This window comes from Streptococcus mitis (genome assembly GCF_946190285.1).
In the GTDB taxonomy this organism is placed as follows: Bacteria; Bacillota; Bacilli; order Lactobacillales; family Streptococcaceae; genus Streptococcus; species Streptococcus mitis_CP.
The window spans coordinates 1-18599 of the sequence record NZ_CAMHZX010000003.1 but is presented as its reverse complement, the minus strand read 5'-3'; the positions used below and the strand labels follow the sequence as shown (position 1 = coordinate 18599).

The following is an 18599-nucleotide window of genomic DNA, read 5'->3' as shown; positions in this document are numbered from 1 at the left end:
CTAATGGGCGCTAAAAATGCGAAGACCTATGAAGACCTATTTTGTATTAGTCAAACAAAAAATCCAAAAGAAATGGTATATGATTATGACCATGAAACAAAGTAAAATCAAACAGAGTGATCTGAGGAAACACCCGATGATCATGAAACGTTATTAAACACAAAAGTCACCCATGTGGGTTCTTGCCAGAAGCTGAAGTTAATCCTTCAACCTGGAAAACCCGCAGAGGTGACTTTTTCTATACATCTCGATTTTTCTGGCAATAATCATTAACCGATAAATATGTCTGTGAATCACCCAGCGACTCCGCTATGTCCATAATCCGCGGTGGTAGTAATCCCACTCGCTGGACAAGTTCGTGATTGCTGAACAATTCCCGTGGACTGCCAGCGAAGCCAAACTTCCCGTGTTCCATAACATACACCGACTCAAACTCGGCGGCGACCCAATCCATGTCATGGGTGATGGTCACAACTTGGTGGCCCGAATCAGCCAACTGATGGAAAATTGCGGTCAACTTGCGCCGGCTTTCCCAATCAAGCGACATCATCGGCTCATCAAATAAATAAATCGCCGGATCCACTGCCAAAACTGTGGCAACGCTCAACAGCTTGCGTTCCGACAATGACAGGTCATATGGACTTTCAGCTGTTTTATCATCCAAGCCAACTCTTTTTAGAGCCGCTAAAGCCCGCCTCGTAATCGTGTCGTGGTCATCCATGACCTGCGCGACATTCCACTCCACCTCTCGTTGAACGGTCGGGTTGAAAAGCTGATCGTCAGGATTCTGAAAAGTAATCCCAACCTTCAGTAACTTTTCGACTGGTTTAAGATCATTAAAATTTTCTCCATCGATCTTAATCACACCGGTTTGTGGTGTCAGCAAGCCCGTCAACAATTTGAAGAGCGTTGATTTGCCGGCACCATTTTGGCCGACAATCGCCACCATCGGATCGGCGAAGTGTTTGTCTTCAACATCCAAGCTAAAGGACCGTTCCGGATAAGTGAACGTCAGGTGGCTCAGTTCAATTGTGGACATAACGAACCTCCTTCAGATCAGCGTAATTCACCGGATACCGGCCATCAGCCAAGTGCCAATCCATTTTTTGAGCAAGTTGCTGGATTGTCGGGGCTGGAATCTGCCAGTCAGCTGCCAAATGATTAAACACCTCACCCGGCCTGCCCTGGGCTACCATTTGACCCTCGTGCAGCACCCACACAACGTCGGCGACTTCGCACAAATCGTCAATTTCACTGGTGACAATGAAGACAGTCGTCTCTTTGACTTGGGCCAGCCATTGGAAAAATTGCCGGCGGCCAAGGGGATCCATCTCACTGGTCGGATCATCCATAATCAAAACAGCCGGATTAGCCACAATCGCCGTGGCAATTGCCAACCGCTGGATCTGACCACCGGAAAGGCTCTCGGGACGCAAATTCAGCTGTTCAATCAGCCCCATTTGCGTGGCAACTTCTTCAACCCGTTTTTGAATCAGTCCTTCAGCCATTCCCTGATTAATCAAGTCAAAGGCGATTTCATCGGCAACCGTGTCTGCCAACCCGCTTAGTTGGCCAGCTGGATTTTGCAGTACAACTCCATTCATGGCATTATAAACGGGCCAATTGTCGGACACTCGCTGGCCAAACATGTGCCAATCGCCCTCAATCTCAGCAGACACAATTTTGGGAATGACCCCTGCCAGCACACGGCACAAAGTCGATTTGCCGGAGTGGCTATTCCCGATAATCCCAACCACCTGGCCAGTATGAACCTCCGCGTTAATCTGACGCAGTTGTGGTTGCTCAGTACCCGGATAACGGGTGGTCAAATTTTCAATTACAATCCGTTTATCTTCGTCCATATCTTCCACCCAATCAATAAAATTGCCAATCCAGTCAGACCAATGTGCAGCGTCCGCGACAGGCGATACACGCGCTGGGAGGTTCTGACCGTCCGGTTGAGATTATCAAAACCTCTCAGTTGGAGAGAAATCGACCGCGTCATCGATTGATCCAAGGTCTTAATCACCAATGGAATTAGAACCGGCAGGACTGACTTTAATTTCTGAATCAACGTTTTTTGCGGATTGGTTCCGCGAACTTTTTGTGCCTGCTGGATTTTTCGCATATTGCGCATCATTTCCGGCAAAATATAACACACCGACATCAGAACGTAGACGGTTTTATAAGACAATCCGGACAGTTCCAAATAGGCTGCGTTTTCTGAAATACTCGTGGTCACCATAAAAAAGCCACTGGTCAAAATAATCACCAATACTCGACAACCCAGAGTGGTGGCGTAAATCAGGCCTTCTTTGTAGAACGACACCCCAAGCACAGAAAACAGCACAGTTTGATTCCGACTGTAAAATAGCCCTTGGATGATCAGCATGGTGCAAATCAGAAACAGGCTGAATCCCAGCGCCTTAAAGGTGGTAGAACTCAATTTGGAAAATAACAATAGCAGTGTTGCGACAAGAATTAATCCGGCCTGAAGCAATAAATTCATACTGGCAAAGCTCAACAACGTCATGTCCAAGATGAACAAGATCTTAGTAATCGGATCGATCACCTGGTACCACTTGAGCTTGACCCGTGGCGCTCCAGAAATCAATGTTTTATCAGTCATCATTTATCATCGCTAAAGAAGTGCACCATCCGCTTCGGCAGCTGACGATAGATGAAGAATGCCAGGTAGGCCACGCAGACTTTATCCAAAATATCCAAGACAAACTCATCGATAAATGAGGCCAGCCACACTGGTGCATGATTGGCGACCATTACCGCAAACAATGAGTCACCCCAAGCGATACCGGTCTGACCACCCCAAAAGATGACGTTGAGTGGCGTTGAAATGACAGCTGAAACGATGGCAATAATAATAGCAGAAACAAATACTCGTCGCGCTGACGAGAACCACCCATTGGCGTGCAAAACTCCGACAGCAATCCCAATTCCGATGCTGGTAATCGCATACACGGTTGAAATTGGCGATAAGGTCAGCCCATAAATCACGTTGTTGATGAAACCACTAATGGCACCGGCAACCGGCCCAGCCAACATGCTGGTAAGAAAGGTTCCCAAAGACCCCAGCCAAACGGGCAACTTTAACCCCTCCGCCAAGGCTTTGGCAACATAGTTAATCCCCACGGCAGCAGGAATCAAAGTCATGGTGGCAGCACTTAACTTAAATTTCCACATACTGGTACGATGAATCGGTTCTGTTTTCATAATCTTCTCCTTTTGTTTTTAAAGAGCCGTGTCTGGATAGACTTTCGGACGCAACGCTCTATTATATATCTACTGAACTGTCTATACACATGATTTCCAGCCTTAGTCGACATGAGCTGAAAATCCTTATTTGTTAAGTAGTTCACAACACATTATACACCTATTTTGTGAATAGTCAAGTGTATTTACAGTAAAATTTTAGAAAATCCTAAAAATTTCCTCTTATTTTCCATTTTGAAAGACATTCAGTAACTCTAATATCAAAAAAGCCCAGACAACATTGTCTGAGCAGTTTTCTATATGGTCGTTTAACAAAGTTGAGTTTGACATTTTCAAACTATTTCTTCAACAAACCTTGTTCTTGTAGAAACTCCTTGGCTACTTGTTCTGCTGACTTGCCTTCAACACCGACTTGGTAGTTGAGCTGGCTCATCTGGCTTTCAGTAATTTTACCAGCCAATTTATTGAGAACTTTCTCCAACTCTGGATGTTTCTTGAGAAGACCTTCTTTCATTAGTGGAGCCCCTTGATAAGGTGGGAAGAGTTGTTTGTCATCTTCCAATACCTGTAAATCATAACGTGCCAATTCCGCATCAGTCGAATAAGCGTCCGTGATTTGAATATCGCCTGACTGAATTGCCTGATAGCGAAGGGCTGGTTCCATGGTCGCCACATTGAGATTGAGACCATACATTGATTGCAAGCCCTTATTTCCATCTTCACGGTCATTAAACTCGAGAGTAAATCCAGCCTTCAACTGCCCTTCCACTTTTTTCAAGTCCGAAATGGTCTTCAAGCCATATTCTTGAGCAATCTTTTTTGGAACAGCTACAGCATAGGTATTTTGATAAGACATGGGTTTGAGATAGGCTAGATGATCCTGTTTGGCAATACCATCACGCGCCACCTGATAAACCTGCTCTGGCTCATGACTCACTTTAGGTGATGGTTGCAGCAAACTTTCAGTCACCGTACCGGTAAATTCAGGATAGATGTCAATATCGCCTTTTTTCAGAGCCTCATAAAGGAAGCTTGTTTTCCCAAAATTCGGTTTAACAGTCGCAGTCATACTGGTATTTTCCTCAATGAGGAGTTTATACATATTGGCCAAAATTTCTGGTTCTGGACCCAATTTTCCAGCAATAACCAAGTTTTCTTTCTCATTTTGAGCCAAGAGGGCTGGACTATAAGACAAGCCAAGCAATATTGTCACCAAGGCAAAACCAGAAAAAATCGTTCGCAATTTTGCTTTTTCCATCACTTTTAGTAGGAAGTTAAAGGTAATAGCAAGTACTGCAGAAGAAAGGGCCCCGATCAAAATCAGACTGGCATTATTACGGTCAATTCCCAAAAGGATAAAGGAACCCAGTCCCCCTGCACCAATCAAGGCAGCCAAGGTTGCCGTACCGATAATCAAGACCGCTGCCGTCCGAATTCCAGACATCATAACAGGCATAGCAAGTGGAATTTCAAACTTCTTGAGTCGCTCCCACCTAGTCATTCCAAAGGCAATCCCAGCCTCTTGCAGACTCGGATCAATTCCCTTGAGTCCAGTGATGGTATTTTGTAAAATCGGAAAGATCGCATAGATCACTAGAGCTGTCAAAGCTGGCAAGGTTCCAATTCCCATCAAGGGGATAAAGAGCCCCAACAAGGCCAGAGACGGGATAGTCTGGAAAATCCCTGCAATCTGCAAGACCCAGTCCGCCAACTTCTCATGATAGCGGAGATAAACAGCCAAAGGAATCGCGATAAAAATAGCCAGCAACAAGGTCAACAGTGACAACTGCAAATGTTGAGATAGAGCTGTCAACCAATCACTAAAACGATCCTGAAAAGTTGCAATTAAATTAGTCATGAACACTACCTCCAAACAAGGCTGCTACAAAGTCTGTTGCAGGAGCTTTTAAAATCGTCTCGGGATTCGCCACCTGACGAATCTCTCCATCCTGCAAAACAGCAATACGGTCTGCCAATTTCAGAGCTTCATCCGTATCATGGGTCACAAAAATCGTTGTCATCCCAAACTCTTTATGCAATTCTTTCGTCAAAACCTGCAACTGTTTGCGAGAAATAGCATCAAGAGCCGAAAAAGGTTCATCCATGAGGAGAATCTTAGGCTGACCAATCATAGCCCGTACAATTCCAACACGCTGCTGTTCTCCACCAGATAATTCACTAGGTAGGCGATTCCCATACTCGTCTACTGGTAAACCAACCTTAGCCAAAAGCTCTTCTGTTTTCTTCGCAATTTCTTCCTTAGTCCAACCCTTCATCTCAGGAATCAGGGCAATATTTTCCGCAACCGTTAGATTGGGAAAAAGAGCAATGGCCTGTAAAACATAACCAGTAGAAAGACGAAGTTCACGCTCATCATAGTCTTTGATGCGCTTGCCATCCATATAAATATTTCCATCAGTCGGCTCCAAAAGACGGTTAATCATCTTAATCATGGTCGTCTTACCCGATCCAGAAGGTCCAACTAAAACCATAAACTCCCCATTCTTAATCCGTAAATTAACATCTCTCAAAACATCTTTTTCTGTGTAGCGCAAGGCTACATTTTTGTATTCAATCATTCTGTATCCTCAATTTAAAACTTCCCTCGATTGGTCAAGTCTTCTACCTTAGGCATGACTTCCTTATTGTCCCAATGCTCCACAATTTTCCCGATTTCTAGACGGAAGATATCATACTGGGCATAGGCAACTCCACCAATCCGATTCTGACCATAGCTAACCACATAGTTTCCTTGTCCTAAGAGTTGGAAAACAAAGTCAAAAGTGGCCTTTACTTATAAACAGCTAATTTGCTCCATTTTAAACCTCATTTTCCTCCTCTTTCAGATTAGCCAAAATTCTTTCTTGAAAGGCTTCAAACTGACGAATTTCTTCCTCTGAAAATCCTTTGTAAAAGATCGTATCCAATTTCTGACTGACACGATACCCCACTTCTTTCTGAGACTGCCCCAACTCTGTTAAAACCAAATACTTCTTACGCTTATCTTCTCCACATGGACTAATAGTTACAAGATTTTGTTCCTCTAGCTTTTTAATCATAGTCGTCAGTGTATTGTTAGCAAGCCCAGTCGCAAGCGCAATATCTGTCGCAGTTGCGCAGCCAGTTTCACTATTCCATAAAACCGCTAAAATCTTCCCCTGTTCACTCCGATAAAGAGCTTCAGGATCTTGGCTCAGTAACTTTTGAAAAATCCGCCCATTCAACAAACGAATATGATGAGCTAGCAAATGACTATCTTTCATAACACCTCCAATTTATTTCCATATCGAAACGAATAAAATAATTGTAACACTCATTATTCCAACTGTCAACTATTTCGATTTAGAAATAATTTTTCCCAGTAAAAATTCTCCTACCCAAGGTAGAAGAATTTTAATCTTATAAAACTTAATCCGTCATGTCCGATACCAACGTTCGATGCTCCAATGGAATACTGCACATAACTATCAAGAAAATGAAACCTGACTGGATCCAGAAGAGGGCCAAGTCAAAGATTCCATGTACAGCAACCACTGTAAGGAAAGACAGATAAAGACCGATAATCGGGCGTTTCCCCGACTCCTGACTCATATCCATCATCAAGCGAACAGGAGCAACAGAAGACAGAACTAATAAAATAGTCCCCACAATTCCGTAACTCAGAATCGTATCAATATAAAGACTGTGAGCATGTTCATGATAAGGAGCATTTATCCGAGGATACGAGTGCATGTAGGTCAATGGCCCTTCACCCCAGAAAGGATTTTGCTTAAATAAGGCCATCCCAGCATCCCAGATAGAAATGCGTTCTTCCATAGAAGAGTCTAAAGTTCCCATCCGAACTCCTAAATCACTGGAAAAGAGGAAGCTCAAGCCAATCGCAAAGACCCCAATACTAAGCCAAAAAGCCTTCCAGTTTTTAATGGTCGTAAAGAGATAAATAATGGCTCCAGCGATAATAGCAGGAAAGGCAGTTCGATTTTGCGTAAAGTTCAAACCAAAGAGATTCACAAAGCCTGCAATCACACAGAATACTTTCAACCAATTCAACTTGGTCGTTGTAAACAAATAGAAGGCAATCATGATACAGAAACAACAAATAATTCCATAATAATTAGGATTAAAGAAGGTCACTTCTGCACGATTCTGATGCCACACCTGCATGTTAGGTGAAAGAAAAGCATAGTTGAATTTCTTCACAATTTGGAAATGTTCTAAACTCGCAAAAGCAGCTGACAAAACGCTACCAAACAAGACGAGCTGCAAAATCAATCGAAAGAATTTATGTGATAAAATCGACTGATAGTGCAAAAAGAAAACAGTAAATAGAAAAATTCCTACTGAAGCCACAACTCCCATCCAATTTTGTGCAAAAACGGATATAACAGTACTATAGCCAAGAAAAAGAAGCAGCATCGGATGCTCCCCCATTTTCTGAAGAATACTTTTCATGTCTCCTGTAAAAATTAAACTGATAATATATAAACAGAATACAACTACAAAAAGATAAAAGGGTAAAAAGATACTCAGTATAATTCCCAATAAAATCAGCTCTTTACTAGACAACCCTTTCAGCTTTTCAATAAAGCCTATTGATTTCAAAATGAATCCTTTCTCTCCAAATCAGTTGATTCAGATAATAGTAAGCTACCCTATATTGTACCACTTTTTTAGCAATTTGAAAACAAAGGAAACGTTTTCTAAAATAAAAACCCTATTTTATCAACCATATCAAGGCTTCAAAATGTTACTTCAATTCCGTTATCAATTACCCGATAAGTCTGATTTTGCAAATCAATTTCTGCTACTGCTGTTACGGACTTATCTTTATTTTGACGTTTGATTACAATGCTGTGGGCTGTTGGTGTTTCAACGTCAATAGTTCCTTCTAAATCAAAGGCCTCTGAACGATTACGGAAAGAAAATAGATTGAGAAGTGCCTTCACCACAGGACGTTGGACTTCTTCTGCTATTTCCTCATTGCTATAGTAATGACGATTAATATTTCGACCTTCTTTAGTTTCTTCTAATAATTTCAAATCATTCTTGCCTGCTAATAGCCCCACATAGTAAACTTGAGGAATACCTGGAGCAAAAGCTTGAATTAGACGAGCGAGAAAATACTTGACATCATCATCTCCAAGCGCAGAATAGTAGGTTGAATTGATTTGGTAGATATCTAGATTGTTATACTCTGCACTGGAGTACTTACGTTTGACATTAGCTCCAACCTTATAGAGTTCATTTGAAGCATAGTCAATCTCCTCATCAGTCAGGATATCCTTGACATCCACCACTCCAATCCCATCATGTGTGTCTAGCGTCGTAAATTGCTTCATTGGGCTCATCTTTAACCACTTAGCCAAACGCTCTGTTCTGGAACTGTAAAGAGTATAAAGTGTCACCATTGGAAGAGCAAAATCATAAACATAGTAATCATGGTCTGCTATTTTAAACTGAATCGAATAGTGTTCATGAATCTCAGGTAAGAGCTCTGTCCCATACTCAGCAGCGATATCTCGAACTTTGTCCAATAAATCCCAAATATCTGGTTCCACAAAGAAATCATTAGTATCCAATTTCTTCACTGCATAAGCAAAGGCATCTAGACGAATCAAATCACACCCATTACTTGCCAAGTGCTGAATGGTCTTACGGATAAATTCCATCGTTACTTCTTTGGTCACATCAAGATCAATCTGCTCCTCACCAAAGGTATTCCACAAATGTTCCACTGAACCATCTTCAAACACAATCTCTTGCTTTGGTGCACGATCCTTACGCTTGTAAATTAAATCTACATCCGACTGTGTTGGACGGTTTTCTGGCCAAAACTTATCCCAGTTTAAAAAGAGATCTTTAAATTCACTGGCTTCATGTTTTTCTTGATAGTCCTTATAATACTTGGATTGACGAGAAATATGATTAATCATAAAATCAAACATAAGATAATATTTCTCACCTAAACGCTTAACATCCTCCCAATCACCAAAAGCTGAATCCACTTCGTCGTAGTCAACTGGCGCAAATCCACGATCACCTGTTGATGGGAAAAATGGTAGAAGGTGAACTCCCCCAATAGCATCTCCAAAATGCTCTTCCAAATTATCATATAAGTCTTTAAGATTATTTCCCAGACTATCTGAATAGGTAATCAACATGGTTTTATTCTGAATTGGCATCATTACTCTCCTTTTTCTAATTGAAGCCAAGTCTCATATGACCTGGCTTCGTAAATCAAATTCATGTTATACTCTTCGAAAATCTCTTCAAATCACGTCAGCTTTATCTGCAACCTCAAAGCTGTGCTTTGAGCAACCTGCGGCTAACTTCCTAGTTTGCTCTTTGATTTTCATTGAGTATTAAATCTCTGTTTATCATCAAACTCGTACTAATATAGACTGTGATAAACTAAGTACCACTTTCTTGTTTTCTACATAGAATTATCAACAAGCTGAACCCTTCCTTTCCTCTGTGTCAGAGACTATAGATTCTATGAGCTCTTCTTACTTCACTGCCCCGTTGCTCATTCCTGAAATAATATGTTTTTGGAAGATGAGGTAGACGACAGTAATTGTTATAATTCCCACAATATAGGATGCAAAGCTTGGCCCATAGTCATTAAAATACTGACCTTGGTAGTTGTACTGGAAGAGAGGCAAAGTCCACATCTTGGAATCCTTATTCAAAATTAACAATGGCAACATAAAGTCATTCCAGAACCATAATGCATTGATAATCAAGGTTGTAGCATGCATGGGCTTCAGCATTGGAAAGATAATTCGACGGTAAGTTGTAAATCGATCAGCCCCATCAATTTCTGCAGCTTCATCTAAACTATCTGGTACACTGATTTTAATATAACCAACATACAAGAAGAGGGTCTGTGGAATTGCATAAGTTAGATAGAGTAGTACCAACCCCCACATATTTGCCAGGCCGAGTTTGCTCATCATAACTGTGATAGGAATCATAATCACCTGAAATGGAACAAATATCCCTAAGATCAAGAGCGAATACATAATTGCAAAGGCTTTTTTCTTGGACATATTTCGAGCAATGGAATAAGCTGCAGCTGGTATAAAGAAGGCCACTACAATCAATGATAATACCGTAATAACAGCTGAATTCCAGAAATAGCCTCCAATCCCATCCGAAACCAATCGTTCATAATTGCTTAATGTAAAAGGATTGGGCAAACCAAAGAAATGATTCATGATATCCTTGGTTGTCTTGAAGGAACTAAAAACCGTTACCAACAAAGGAACAAGTATGAGAATACCACCTACTATCAAGAGGACATACTTCCAAAACTGATTCAATTTTTCTTCTTTTTTCATGTGTAGGACTCCCCAATTAGATTTCAAATTTCTTTGATAGTTTGATTTGGATCAGAGAAACAATTCCAATAATTAAGAATAAAATCAAGGCAATTGCATTCGCATATCCATATTGATTACTCTTGAAGGCATAGTTATAGACTAAAAGACCAAGAGACGTTGTAGCATTATTCGGGCCACCACTCGTCAAGGCAAAAATTTGGTCAAAGGCAGTCAAACCGGACTTAAGAGCTAGGATAAAAACCATAGAAATCGTTGGCAACAAATATGGTAATTCAATCTTCCAAAAAGTTTGTTTGCTTGTTGCACCATCAATTGATGCTGCCTCCAAAATATCAGATGGAATACTCTGAAGACCAGCAAGAAAGAGAATAATTGGCATTGCTACTCCTTGCCATAGAAGAACAAAAATAGTTGCCACTACCGCTCCGATCGATGTTCCTAACAGACTTTCTTGTAAAAAACTAATCCCTAAAATTTTTCCAATCGTTGGAAGACCATAGTTGAAGAATTGTTTAAAAATCAAGGACACTGTCAAACCAGACAAAACAGCTGGGAAAAAGAACCAAGCTCTAAAGAAGATCTGCCCTTTCATCTTAGAATTTAAGGCTCGAGCCACAACCATCCCAATTGTAATCTCTCCAATAATCAATGCCAGGGTTAAAATCAAAGTAAAAGTAATGGCTGTGAAGAATTTCCCATCAATCATAAGCAATTTGTAGTTATTCAGACCAACAAATTTATAATTATAGGTCAATCCAGTCCAGTTAGTCAAACTATAGAAAGCACCTTGTACCATCGGAAAGTAAAAGAAGATAGCTTGTAATGCAAGCGGGATGAGCAAAAAAGTCCAACCCCAGTATTTATTTAAAAATTTTCGAATAGCCATATCATCTTAACTCCTATTCTAGTCCAAATCTGCCTTCATTGGATTAAAGAAAGCATTGAGATTATTTGCCATATTTTTCAGATTTTTATCCATCAAGTAACCTGCACTTAGATTAAAAAAATCTTCTTCAGAATTCCAGTGTTGGCCCAACCAAACATAATGTTTATCCGTAAATGCTAGTTTAGAAATCTCTGCAAGTGCTGAATCTTCTTTTTCCTGTACACCTTTCACCGCAACTGGTGATCCATCCACATCATAATATGCTTGCATAGCTTTTGAACTAGTCATATAGCTGATAAATTCTTCGGTTTCTTTAGGATGTTTGGTAGTAGCTGAAGTTGATAATGCCATGTCCCCTGCACCAACAGTGACTTCTTTTCCTACTTCTTCTCCTGGGAAGGCAAACATCCCCACATCAAATTTTGGATCCTGTTGATTAATTGCCGCTAATGCCCATGATCCTTGTGGCATCATCAAGGCTTTTTCATTCGAGAATGCTACCACCGCATCATTATAAGAGGCACCACGCCATCCATCTTGAGCATTATCCGCCAACAAATCTAGTCGTTCTGCATCTGCTTTTAAAATAGCATCATCTACAGAGATAGCATTTGGTTTTGAAAAGCGAAGATAGTTATTAGCTGCGTCTCCACTGCCTGTAATGGTAATGAGAGAAAGTTGGTGATAACCGTTTAATGTCCATCCTTCATTGCCTGCAACTGCAAACGGAGAATTCCCACTATCTTTTATCTTTTTAACAATCTCTTGAAACTCTTTAAAAGTCTTCGGTTCCTCAAGTCCTAATTCTTTAAACTTTGTTTTATTGTAATAGATTCCATAAAGGTTAGCAGTTAAAGGCACACTATAAATCTTGTTATTGATTGCATACTTTTCTGCATAGTCATTCTTAATATTCTCAAGATAAGATTTCCCTGTCATATCTGCAAAGTAACCTGCTTTTGCCCACTCCTGAAAATCCATATTTTGAGGATAGATATTAACAATATCTGGAACATCTCCTGATAAAATCCGAGTCTTCAGAACAATACCAGCTGCCGGAACAGTCGTCAGTTTTACATCAATAGTAGGATGCTCCTTTTCAAAATTATCTACAATTTTTTGCAAAGTATCCGCCATTTCGGTCTTCTGGTTAAAAAATTCAATCGTTACCTTTCCATCAGTCGATTGATTATTCTGACCACAAGCTGCTAGGCCTAGTAAACTAGCCCCAGCGACTAAAAGAAAACCTGCTTTCTTATACCATTTCATTGGAAAGCCTCCTTTATAAATTTATACACCTTTATTATAGTCTTCTAAAAATATACTGTCTACTCAAAAAATCTCCTTGGGATAAGATAACAGTTAAGCCTGCATACATGAGTTCTGCACCTGAGTAAGCTACTCCATTTTCCTGTAATTCATACAGTCCCTCTTCATCCAAATCTTTTAACTTTAAAGTTGTTTCCATGGTCTCTACAACTGACAAAACGCGAACGTAAGTTACAATCGTTTGATTTTTGTAATTAAATTGTAGAGCTGCTTCATTGGATGCAGACTCGGGATTGATTAACCTATACTGTTGTCCTAACTGAACTACTGGTCGTAATTCTTTATACAAGTTCACCTGATTAGCAATCTCATCTTTCTCTTCATCTGATAAACTTGTCAAATCAAGCTCATATCCCAAATTTCCCATCATTGCTACATGTCCACGTGTTTCTAATGGTGTCGTTCGCCCCATCTGATGATTCGGTACTGCTGACACATGAGCCCCCATAGAAATGGTTGGATAGAGATGAGATGATCCGTATTGAATTGGTAAACGTGCAATAGCATCAGTATTATCACTAGCCCAGACTTGTGGGAAATAACGCATCATACCAAGATCATTTCGTCCACCACCACCAGAGCAGGACTCAAAGAGAATATGGCTGTGCTTCTCTGTCAGATAAGAAACGAGTTCGTAAAGCCCCAGCATGTACTGATGAGATTGCATCTGTGTCTCTAGATAGTTAGATCCATTCCCTAGCTTAGTAATATTACGATTCATATCCCATTTGATGTAGTCAATCTCATGATAAGATAGGAGTTGATCTAAGACATTTTTCAAGTATTCTACTACCTGAGTATTGGCAAGATTAAGTACTAATTGATTCCGAGAATAGGTATGATCATATCCTGGAACCTGAATAGCCCAGTCAGGATGTTTACGATACAAATCACTATCTACAGAAATCATCTCAGGTTCTAACCAAAGTCCAAACTGTAAACCTCTTTCATGGATATCTGAAATCAGACTTTCTAGACTTCCACCCAGTTTTTCCTCATTCACACTCCAGTCACCTAAAGCACGATTATCATCAAAGCGATTGCCAAACCAACCATCATCTAATACAAAAAGTTCAATGCCAACTTTCTTAGCTTCATCTGCTAACTCTAACAGTTTTTGTCTCTGAAAGTCAAAGTAAGTAGCTTCCCAGTTATTAATTAGAATTGGGCGTTCTTTTTTAGAAAAGTTACTTGGCATAATGTGCTTCAGTACAAAATTCTGACTTTCATGACTAACACCAGTTAATCCCTTATCTGAATAGGTCACTATAGCTACCGGTGTTTCAAAGTATTCCTCAGGGTCTAACTTCCAAGAAAAGTTTTCCGGATTAATCCCAATAGCCAGCCGAACTTCATTCAATTGATTCTTTTGAACAAAAGCTTCAAAGTTTCCACTATACATTAGTTGAATAGCAAACACATTTCCAGCATCCTCTGTGACTCCTTGATCACATAGTAGAAGAGCTGGTGTTTGAGCATGACCAGAAGCTCCACGGTTCGAACTAATCGAAAAGATTCCTTGTTCTACCTGTTGACGTCTGACAGTCTTTTCACGAGCATAAGCACCCTGCATAGTTACGATTTCGTAAGCTGCAGCAGGGAAATCAGCCATAAAAGAAAAATCTTTATGGATGACAACTTCCTGATTACTATTATTCTCCAATATACTGTAGCTAGCAATTGTCGTATCATTATCAAAAGCAGTATAATACAAAGTCAGACTAAGTTGAGCCTTAGAATCTTCTAACATTAAGACAAGAGTCTCTGTATCGTCCATGCTATGTGGAGAAGGTAAGCCCTGTGGACCATTCTGACCTTTTAAAATCTTTGCTTCTACAAATCGAAAGTCTGTTACTTCAGTTACACTATGCTGAATCTGTATAGTTGGTTTTCTAAAATCTCCTAAGCCATGTTGTCCAAAAATTTGACGTTGCGTATCTAAACTAAAGGTTCGATTAGTAGCTATTGGATTTCCTGAAAAGGCATGGTCTCGTTCATAAACACTATTGGAACCTTTATAGTTCTTAATAGGCTTTCCTAAATGTTTCAAAAGTAAGTACCCATCACGATTTTCAATAATCAAACTTAGATTTTTACTTTCAACATAAAATAGATTATTCTCTATCCTAATTCCCATTTACTTCACCTCATCACTTTATTGATTATATTTTATCACCCGAAAACGCTTTCCAAAATAGAAAAATGTCTCAAGAATATGGTAAAATGTTAGGTAGGAGGTAGCACATGCTAGTTTTTTCAGAATACCAGACTGGAACAATTGACCTTTCCCTAAGCTTTTATGGATATGAGGAATGCACACCTAAATACTCTTTTGGTCCAGCAATTCGAGATACATACGTTCTGCATTACATTACCAAAGGACAAGGAACATTTCATTACAAGGGTAAAATTGTTGATTTAAAAGAGGGAGATTTCTTTCTATTAAAACCAGAGGAACTAACCTTTTATCAAGCAGATAGTAAAGAACCTTGGGCCTACTACTGGTTAGGAATCACTGGAGGGAAAGCTCCTGACTATTTTGCTCTTTCTCAAATTTCTGATCAATCCTATCTCATCCAATCTGAAACTTGTCATACCCAGACCACTGCAAAACTCATCTCAGACATTGTCCGCTTCGCTCAGATTACCAAATCAAATGAATTAGCTCAACTCCATATCATGGGACAACTCCATGAACTGATGTTTCATCTGGGAACTATTGCTCCCAATCAGAAGAAAAAGAATATTTCATCAACCTACCAACTCTATCTTGAATGCAAACGATTAATTGATAGCCACTATCCTCAATCACTTACAATTCAAGATTTAGCAAAAGAACTATCCGTTCACAGAAGCTACTTATCAAGCGTATTCAAAGAATTTAACACCTTATCTCCAAAAGAATACTTACTATACGTTCGAATGTATCGAGCTAAACAACTCCTCGAAAATACCCAAGAGTCAATCAAGGTAATTGCATACTCGGTAGGCTTTTCAGATCCACTACATTTTTCTAAAGCTTATAAACAATACTTTAATCAGACTCCAAGTCAAACAAGAAAAGAATATTCTCAACACCAACTAGTGAGAAAGGAAACACTATGAAATCTTACCAAGCCGTCTACCAAATTCTAGTTAAAGAAACCGACTATGTCAGCGGAGAAAAAATCGCAGAAGAACTATCTCTAAGCCGAACATCAATTTGGAAAGCCATCAAGCGTTTAGAACAAGAAGGCATTGAAATTGATAGTATCAAAAACAAAGGCTATAAACTGGTGAATGGAGACCTTATTCTTCCAGAACTTCTAGAACAAAATCTTCCAATTAAAATCAGTTTTAAACCCGAAACAAGATCAACACAACTCGATGCAAAAGAAGCAATTGATTTAGGAAATGAAGCAAATACCCTCTATCTAGCTTCCTATCAAACAGCTGGCCGAGGCCGTTTTCAACGCTCCTTCTACTCCCCACAAGGTGGCATTTATATGACACTCCATCTCAAACCAAATCTTCCCTATGACAAATTACCGTCCTACACACTACTTGTAGCTGGAGCTGTCTACAAAGCCATTAAGAACCTAACTTTAATAGATGTCGACATAAAATGGGTCAATGATATCTACCTAAACAATCATAAAATTGGAGGAATCCTTACTGAGGCAATGACCTCTGTAGAAACTGGCTTAGTCACAGATATCATTATTGGAGTAGGAATCAACTTCACAATCAATGATTTTCCACAAGAATTAAAAGAAAAAGCTGCTAGCTTATTTAAAGCTCCAGCACCTATTACCAGAAATGAATTAATCATTGAAATATGGCGTTCTTTCTTCGAAACACCAGTAGAAGAGCTATTATACTTATACAAAAAACAGTCCTTCGTTCTAGGAAAAGAAGTGACTTTCACACTAGATCAAAAAGACTACAAGGGACTTGCTAAAGATATTTCTGAAAGTGGAAAACTTTTAGTTCAATGTGATAACGGCAAAGAAATCTGGCTAAATAGCGGAGAAATTTCCCTCAAGAGTTGGAAGTAATAATAAACTAGTACAACTATAAAATCGACAATATATAAAAATTTTAGCTTTTCTTATGCCCACAACAGTTGTCAAAGAACGCAAAAAACTTCAGATAAGTAATCCAATAAAGTTTTACAAATCTGAAGTTTTTATTCTACTATTCTTAAAAATACAAAAAAAGAGTTATAAACTCTCAATAAAACGGAGAATAAGGGATTCGAACCCTTGCGCCAGTTACCCGACCTAACGATTTAGCAAACCGTCCTCTTCAGCCTCTTGAGTAATTCTCCTATTAATGGGCACGAGTGGACTCGAACCACCGACCTCACGCTTATCAGGCGTGCGCTCTAACCACCTGAGCTACGCGCCCAAGTTAAAAACTTGGTAATGTAATTTGAACAAAGTTCAAAGCGGGTGACGAGAATCGAACTCGCGACAACAGCTTGGAAGGCTGTAGTTTTACCACTAAACTACACCCGCATAAATACTATAAATAAAAATGGCGCGAGACGGAATCGAACCGCCGACACATGGAGCTTCAATCCATTGCTCTACCAACTGAGCTACCGAGCCTTATTGCGGGAGCAGGATTTGAACCTACGACCTTCGGGTTATGAGCCCGACGAGCTACCGAGCTGCTCCATCCCGCGTTAATACAAAAGGAGGATGTGGGATTCGAACCCACGCACGCTTTTACACGCCTGACGGTTTTCAAGACCGTTCCCTTCAGCCGGACTTGGGTAATCCTCCATGCTATTCAAATGGACCTTGTAGGACTTGAACCTACGACCACTCGGTTATGAGCCGAGAGCTCTAACCAGCTGAGCTAAAGGTCCAACAAGATCATTATAGCGGCGAAGGGGATCGAACCCCCGACCTCCCGGGTATGAACCGGACGCTCTAGCCAGCTGAGCTACACCGCCATATATCGGGAAGACAGGATTCGAACCTGCGACACCTTGGTCCCAAACCAAGTACTCTACCAAGCTGAGCTACTTCCCGAGTTAAATAGAAAAATGCACCCTAGAGGAGTCGAACCTCTAACCGCCTGATTCGTAGTCAGGTACTCTATCCAGTTGAGCTAAGGGTGCTCATTATATTATGCCGAGGACCGGAATCGAACCGGTACGATCGTTACCAATCGCAGGATTTTAAGTCCTGTGCGTCTGCCAGTTCCGCCACCCCGGCCTCTCTAAGCGAACGACGGGATTCGAACCCGCGACCCCCACCTTGGCAAGGTGGTGTTCTACCACTGAACTACGTTCGCACTGTTTTCTTCTATCTAAAAATGCCGGCTACATGACTTGAACACGCGACCCTCTGATTACAAATCAGATGCTCTACCAACTGAGCTAAGCCGGCTCATTTATTATATCTTAATGCGGGTTAAGGGACTTGAACCCCCACGCCGTTAAGCGCCAGATCCTAAATCTGGTGCGTCTGCCAATTCCGCCAAACCCGCATATATGACCCGTACTGGGCTCGAACCAGTGACCCATTGATTAAAAGTCAATTGCTCTACCAACTGAGCTAACGAGTCTAAAATAACTTACGTTATTCTAACGGTCCCGACGGGAATCGAACCCGCGATCTTCGCCGTGACAGGGCGACGTGATAACCGCTACACTACGGGACCTTTGGGAGTTAACGGGATCGAACCGCTGACCCTCTGCTTGTAAGGCAGATGCTCTCCCAGCTGAGCTAAACTCCCTAGAGCTAAGCGACTTCCATATCTCACAGGGGGCAACCCCCAACTACTTCCGGCGTTCTAGGGCTTAACTTCTGTGTTCG

General features: G+C 40.6%; 15 protein-coding genes, 17 tRNA genes and 1 pseudogene. 2 read left to right on the top strand and 31 right to left on the bottom strand.

Annotated features, from left to right (window positions below):
- Positions 1–238: 238 nt before the first annotated feature.
- The 14 genes and pseudogenes from N8L39_RS05320 to N8L39_RS05255 form a co-directional block, all read right to left on the bottom strand.
- Positions 239–1039, bottom strand: coding sequence for an energy-coupling factor ABC transporter ATP-binding protein (locus tag N8L39_RS05320; RefSeq protein WP_000103848.1), 801 nt, complete (start codon positions 1037–1039; stop codon positions 239–241).
- Positions 1026–1862, bottom strand: coding sequence for an ABC transporter ATP-binding protein (locus N8L39_RS05315; RefSeq protein ID WP_000343048.1), 837 nt, complete (start codon positions 1860–1862; stop codon positions 1026–1028). Before N8L39_RS05315 ends, N8L39_RS05320 begins: the two co-directional genes overlap by 14 nt.
- Entirely contained in the window at positions 1838–2629 is a 792-nt protein-coding gene (locus N8L39_RS05310; RefSeq protein ID WP_002881875.1) for an energy-coupling factor transporter transmembrane component T, read from the bottom strand. The genes N8L39_RS05315 and N8L39_RS05310 overlap by 25 nt, the downstream gene beginning before the upstream one ends.
- The gene (locus N8L39_RS05305; RefSeq protein WP_000846126.1) at positions 2629–3231 is read right to left on the bottom strand and encodes a hypothetical protein; all 603 of its coding nucleotides are present in this window, start codon (positions 3229–3231) and stop codon (positions 2629–2631) included. The genes N8L39_RS05310 and N8L39_RS05305 overlap by 1 nt, the downstream gene beginning before the upstream one ends.
- A 337-nt stretch (positions 3232–3568) precedes the next feature.
- Complete coding sequence (locus N8L39_RS05300) at positions 3569–5089, bottom strand: ABC transporter permease/substrate-binding protein (RefSeq protein ID WP_261010405.1); 1521 nt, start codon at positions 5087–5089, stop codon at positions 3569–3571.
- Positions 5082–5810 (bottom strand): ATP-binding cassette domain-containing protein, encoded by a 729-nt coding sequence (locus N8L39_RS05295; RefSeq protein WP_261010406.1) that lies wholly within the window; start codon positions 5808–5810, stop codon positions 5082–5084. The genes N8L39_RS05300 and N8L39_RS05295 overlap by 8 nt, the downstream gene beginning before the upstream one ends.
- Positions 5811–5824: 14 nt before the next feature.
- Positions 5825–6016, bottom strand: a pseudogene (locus tag N8L39_RS05290) (nuclear transport factor 2 family protein); the annotation flags it as partial.
- Between the two features lie 34 nt (positions 6017–6050).
- Positions 6051–6494 (bottom strand): MarR family winged helix-turn-helix transcriptional regulator, encoded by a 444-nt coding sequence (locus tag N8L39_RS05285; RefSeq protein ID WP_261010407.1) that lies wholly within the window; start codon positions 6492–6494, stop codon positions 6051–6053.
- A 145-nt stretch (positions 6495–6639) separates the two neighbouring features.
- Complete coding sequence (locus N8L39_RS05280; RefSeq protein WP_261010408.1) at positions 6640–7833, bottom strand: O-antigen ligase family protein; 1194 nt, start codon at positions 7831–7833, stop codon at positions 6640–6642.
- A 137-nt stretch (positions 7834–7970) separates the two neighbouring features.
- Positions 7971–9413 (bottom strand): sucrose phosphorylase, encoded by a 1443-nt coding sequence (gtfA, locus tag N8L39_RS05275; RefSeq protein WP_261010409.1) that lies wholly within the window; start codon positions 9411–9413, stop codon positions 7971–7973.
- 324 nt (positions 9414–9737) lie between these two features.
- Positions 9738–10571, bottom strand: a complete 834-nt coding sequence (locus N8L39_RS05270; RefSeq protein ID WP_060628734.1) for a carbohydrate ABC transporter permease — start codon at positions 10569–10571, stop codon at positions 9738–9740.
- A 16-nt stretch (positions 10572–10587) separates the two neighbouring features.
- Entirely contained in the window at positions 10588–11460 is an 873-nt protein-coding gene (locus N8L39_RS05265) for a carbohydrate ABC transporter permease (protein WP_261010410.1), read from the bottom strand.
- 18 nt (positions 11461–11478) lie between these two features.
- On the bottom strand, positions 11479–12729 hold the full coding sequence (locus N8L39_RS05260) for an extracellular solute-binding protein (RefSeq protein ID WP_261010411.1): 1251 nt from the start codon (positions 12727–12729) through the stop codon (positions 11479–11481).
- A gap of 34 nt (positions 12730–12763) precedes the next feature.
- The gene (locus N8L39_RS05255; protein WP_261010412.1) at positions 12764–14926 is read right to left on the bottom strand and encodes an alpha-galactosidase; all 2163 of its coding nucleotides are present in this window, start codon (positions 14924–14926) and stop codon (positions 12764–12766) included.
- Between the two features lie 107 nt (positions 14927–15033).
- On the opposite strand from N8L39_RS05255, the gene N8L39_RS05250 reads away from it, so the two are divergent.
- Together N8L39_RS05250 and birA are read left to right on the top strand one after the other, a co-directional pair.
- On the top strand, positions 15034–15894 hold the full coding sequence (locus tag N8L39_RS05250; RefSeq protein WP_125393385.1) for an AraC family transcriptional regulator: 861 nt from the start codon (positions 15034–15036) through the stop codon (positions 15892–15894).
- Positions 15891–16826 (top strand): bifunctional biotin--[acetyl-CoA-carboxylase] ligase/biotin operon repressor BirA, encoded by a 936-nt coding sequence (birA, locus tag N8L39_RS05245; protein WP_261010413.1) that lies wholly within the window; start codon positions 15891–15893, stop codon positions 16824–16826. Before N8L39_RS05250 ends, birA begins: the two co-directional genes overlap by 4 nt.
- Before the next feature lie 184 nt (positions 16827–17010).
- Here the strand turns inward: birA and N8L39_RS05240 are convergent.
- The 17 genes from N8L39_RS05240 to N8L39_RS05160 all read right to left on the bottom strand — a co-directional run bounded on the left by N8L39_RS05240 (position 17011) and on the right by N8L39_RS05160 (position 18519).
- Positions 17011–17098 (bottom strand) — tRNA-Ser (locus N8L39_RS05240).
- Between the two features lie 6 nt (positions 17099–17104).
- Positions 17105–17178: transfer RNA gene (locus N8L39_RS05235), tRNA-Ile, on the bottom strand.
- 39 nt (positions 17179–17217) lie between these two features.
- Positions 17218–17288: transfer RNA gene (locus N8L39_RS05230), tRNA-Gly, on the bottom strand.
- 20 nt (positions 17289–17308) lie between these two features.
- Positions 17309–17381, bottom strand: a tRNA-Phe gene (locus N8L39_RS05225).
- 3 nt (positions 17382–17384) lie between these two features.
- Positions 17385–17458 (bottom strand) — tRNA-Met (locus tag N8L39_RS05220).
- Between the two features lie 10 nt (positions 17459–17468).
- Positions 17469–17558: transfer RNA gene (locus N8L39_RS05215), tRNA-Ser, on the bottom strand.
- Between the two features lie 12 nt (positions 17559–17570).
- Positions 17571–17644, bottom strand: a tRNA-Ile gene (locus N8L39_RS05210).
- Between the two features lie 13 nt (positions 17645–17657).
- A tRNA-Met gene (locus N8L39_RS05205) sits at positions 17658–17731 on the bottom strand.
- Between the two features lie 5 nt (positions 17732–17736).
- Positions 17737–17810 (bottom strand) — tRNA-Pro (locus N8L39_RS05200).
- A 15-nt stretch (positions 17811–17825) separates the two neighbouring features.
- Positions 17826–17899, bottom strand: a tRNA-Arg gene (locus N8L39_RS05195).
- An 11-nt stretch (positions 17900–17910) separates the two neighbouring features.
- Positions 17911–17996 (bottom strand) — tRNA-Leu (locus tag N8L39_RS05190).
- A 7-nt stretch (positions 17997–18003) separates the two neighbouring features.
- A tRNA-Gly gene (locus tag N8L39_RS05185) sits at positions 18004–18075 on the bottom strand.
- Between the two features lie 22 nt (positions 18076–18097).
- Positions 18098–18170 (bottom strand) — tRNA-Thr (locus N8L39_RS05180).
- Between the two features lie 18 nt (positions 18171–18188).
- Positions 18189–18270 (bottom strand) — tRNA-Leu (locus N8L39_RS05175).
- A 5-nt stretch (positions 18271–18275) separates the two neighbouring features.
- Positions 18276–18348 (bottom strand) — tRNA-Lys (locus N8L39_RS05170).
- 23 nt (positions 18349–18371) lie between these two features.
- A tRNA-Asp gene (locus N8L39_RS05165) sits at positions 18372–18444 on the bottom strand.
- Positions 18445–18446: 2 nt separating this feature from the next.
- A tRNA-Val gene (locus N8L39_RS05160) sits at positions 18447–18519 on the bottom strand.
- Positions 18520–18599 lie beyond the last annotated feature (80 nt).

Coding starts and splice junctions, on each gene's coding strand:
- N8L39_RS05250 (WP_125393385.1), top strand. CDS start 15,034: ATGCTAGTTTTTTCAGAATACCAGACTGGAACAATTGACCTTTCCCTA.
- N8L39_RS05265 (WP_261010410.1), bottom strand. CDS start 11,460: ATGGCTATTCGAAAATTTTTAAATAAATACTGGGGTTGGACTTTTTTG.
- gtfA (WP_261010409.1), bottom strand. CDS start 9,413: ATGCCAATTCAGAATAAAACCATGTTGATTACCTATTCAGATAGTCTG.
- N8L39_RS05320 (WP_000103848.1), bottom strand. CDS start 1,039: ATGTCCACAATTGAACTGAGCCACCTGACGTTCACTTATCCGGAACGG.
- N8L39_RS05305 (WP_000846126.1), bottom strand. CDS start 3,231: ATGAAAACAGAACCGATTCATCGTACCAGTATGTGGAAATTTAAGTTA.
- N8L39_RS05315 (WP_000343048.1), bottom strand. CDS start 1,862: ATGGACGAAGATAAACGGATTGTAATTGAAAATTTGACCACCCGTTAT.
- N8L39_RS05260 (WP_261010411.1), bottom strand. CDS start 12,729: ATGAAATGGTATAAGAAAGCAGGTTTTCTTTTAGTCGCTGGGGCTAGT.
- N8L39_RS05300 (WP_261010405.1), bottom strand. CDS start 5,089: ATGACTAATTTAATTGCAACTTTTCAGGATCGTTTTAGTGATTGGTTG.
- N8L39_RS05295 (WP_261010406.1), bottom strand. CDS start 5,810: ATGATTGAATACAAAAATGTAGCCTTGCGCTACACAGAAAAAGATGTT.
- birA (WP_261010413.1), top strand. CDS start 15,891: ATGAAATCTTACCAAGCCGTCTACCAAATTCTAGTTAAAGAAACCGAC.
- N8L39_RS05310 (WP_002881875.1), bottom strand. CDS start 2,629: ATGACTGATAAAACATTGATTTCTGGAGCGCCACGGGTCAAGCTCAAG.
- N8L39_RS05255 (WP_261010412.1), bottom strand. CDS start 14,926: ATGGGAATTAGGATAGAGAATAATCTATTTTATGTTGAAAGTAAAAAT.
- N8L39_RS05270 (WP_060628734.1), bottom strand. CDS start 10,571: ATGAAAAAAGAAGAAAAATTGAATCAGTTTTGGAAGTATGTCCTCTTG.
- N8L39_RS05285 (WP_261010407.1), bottom strand. CDS start 6,494: ATGAAAGATAGTCATTTGCTAGCTCATCATATTCGTTTGTTGAATGGG.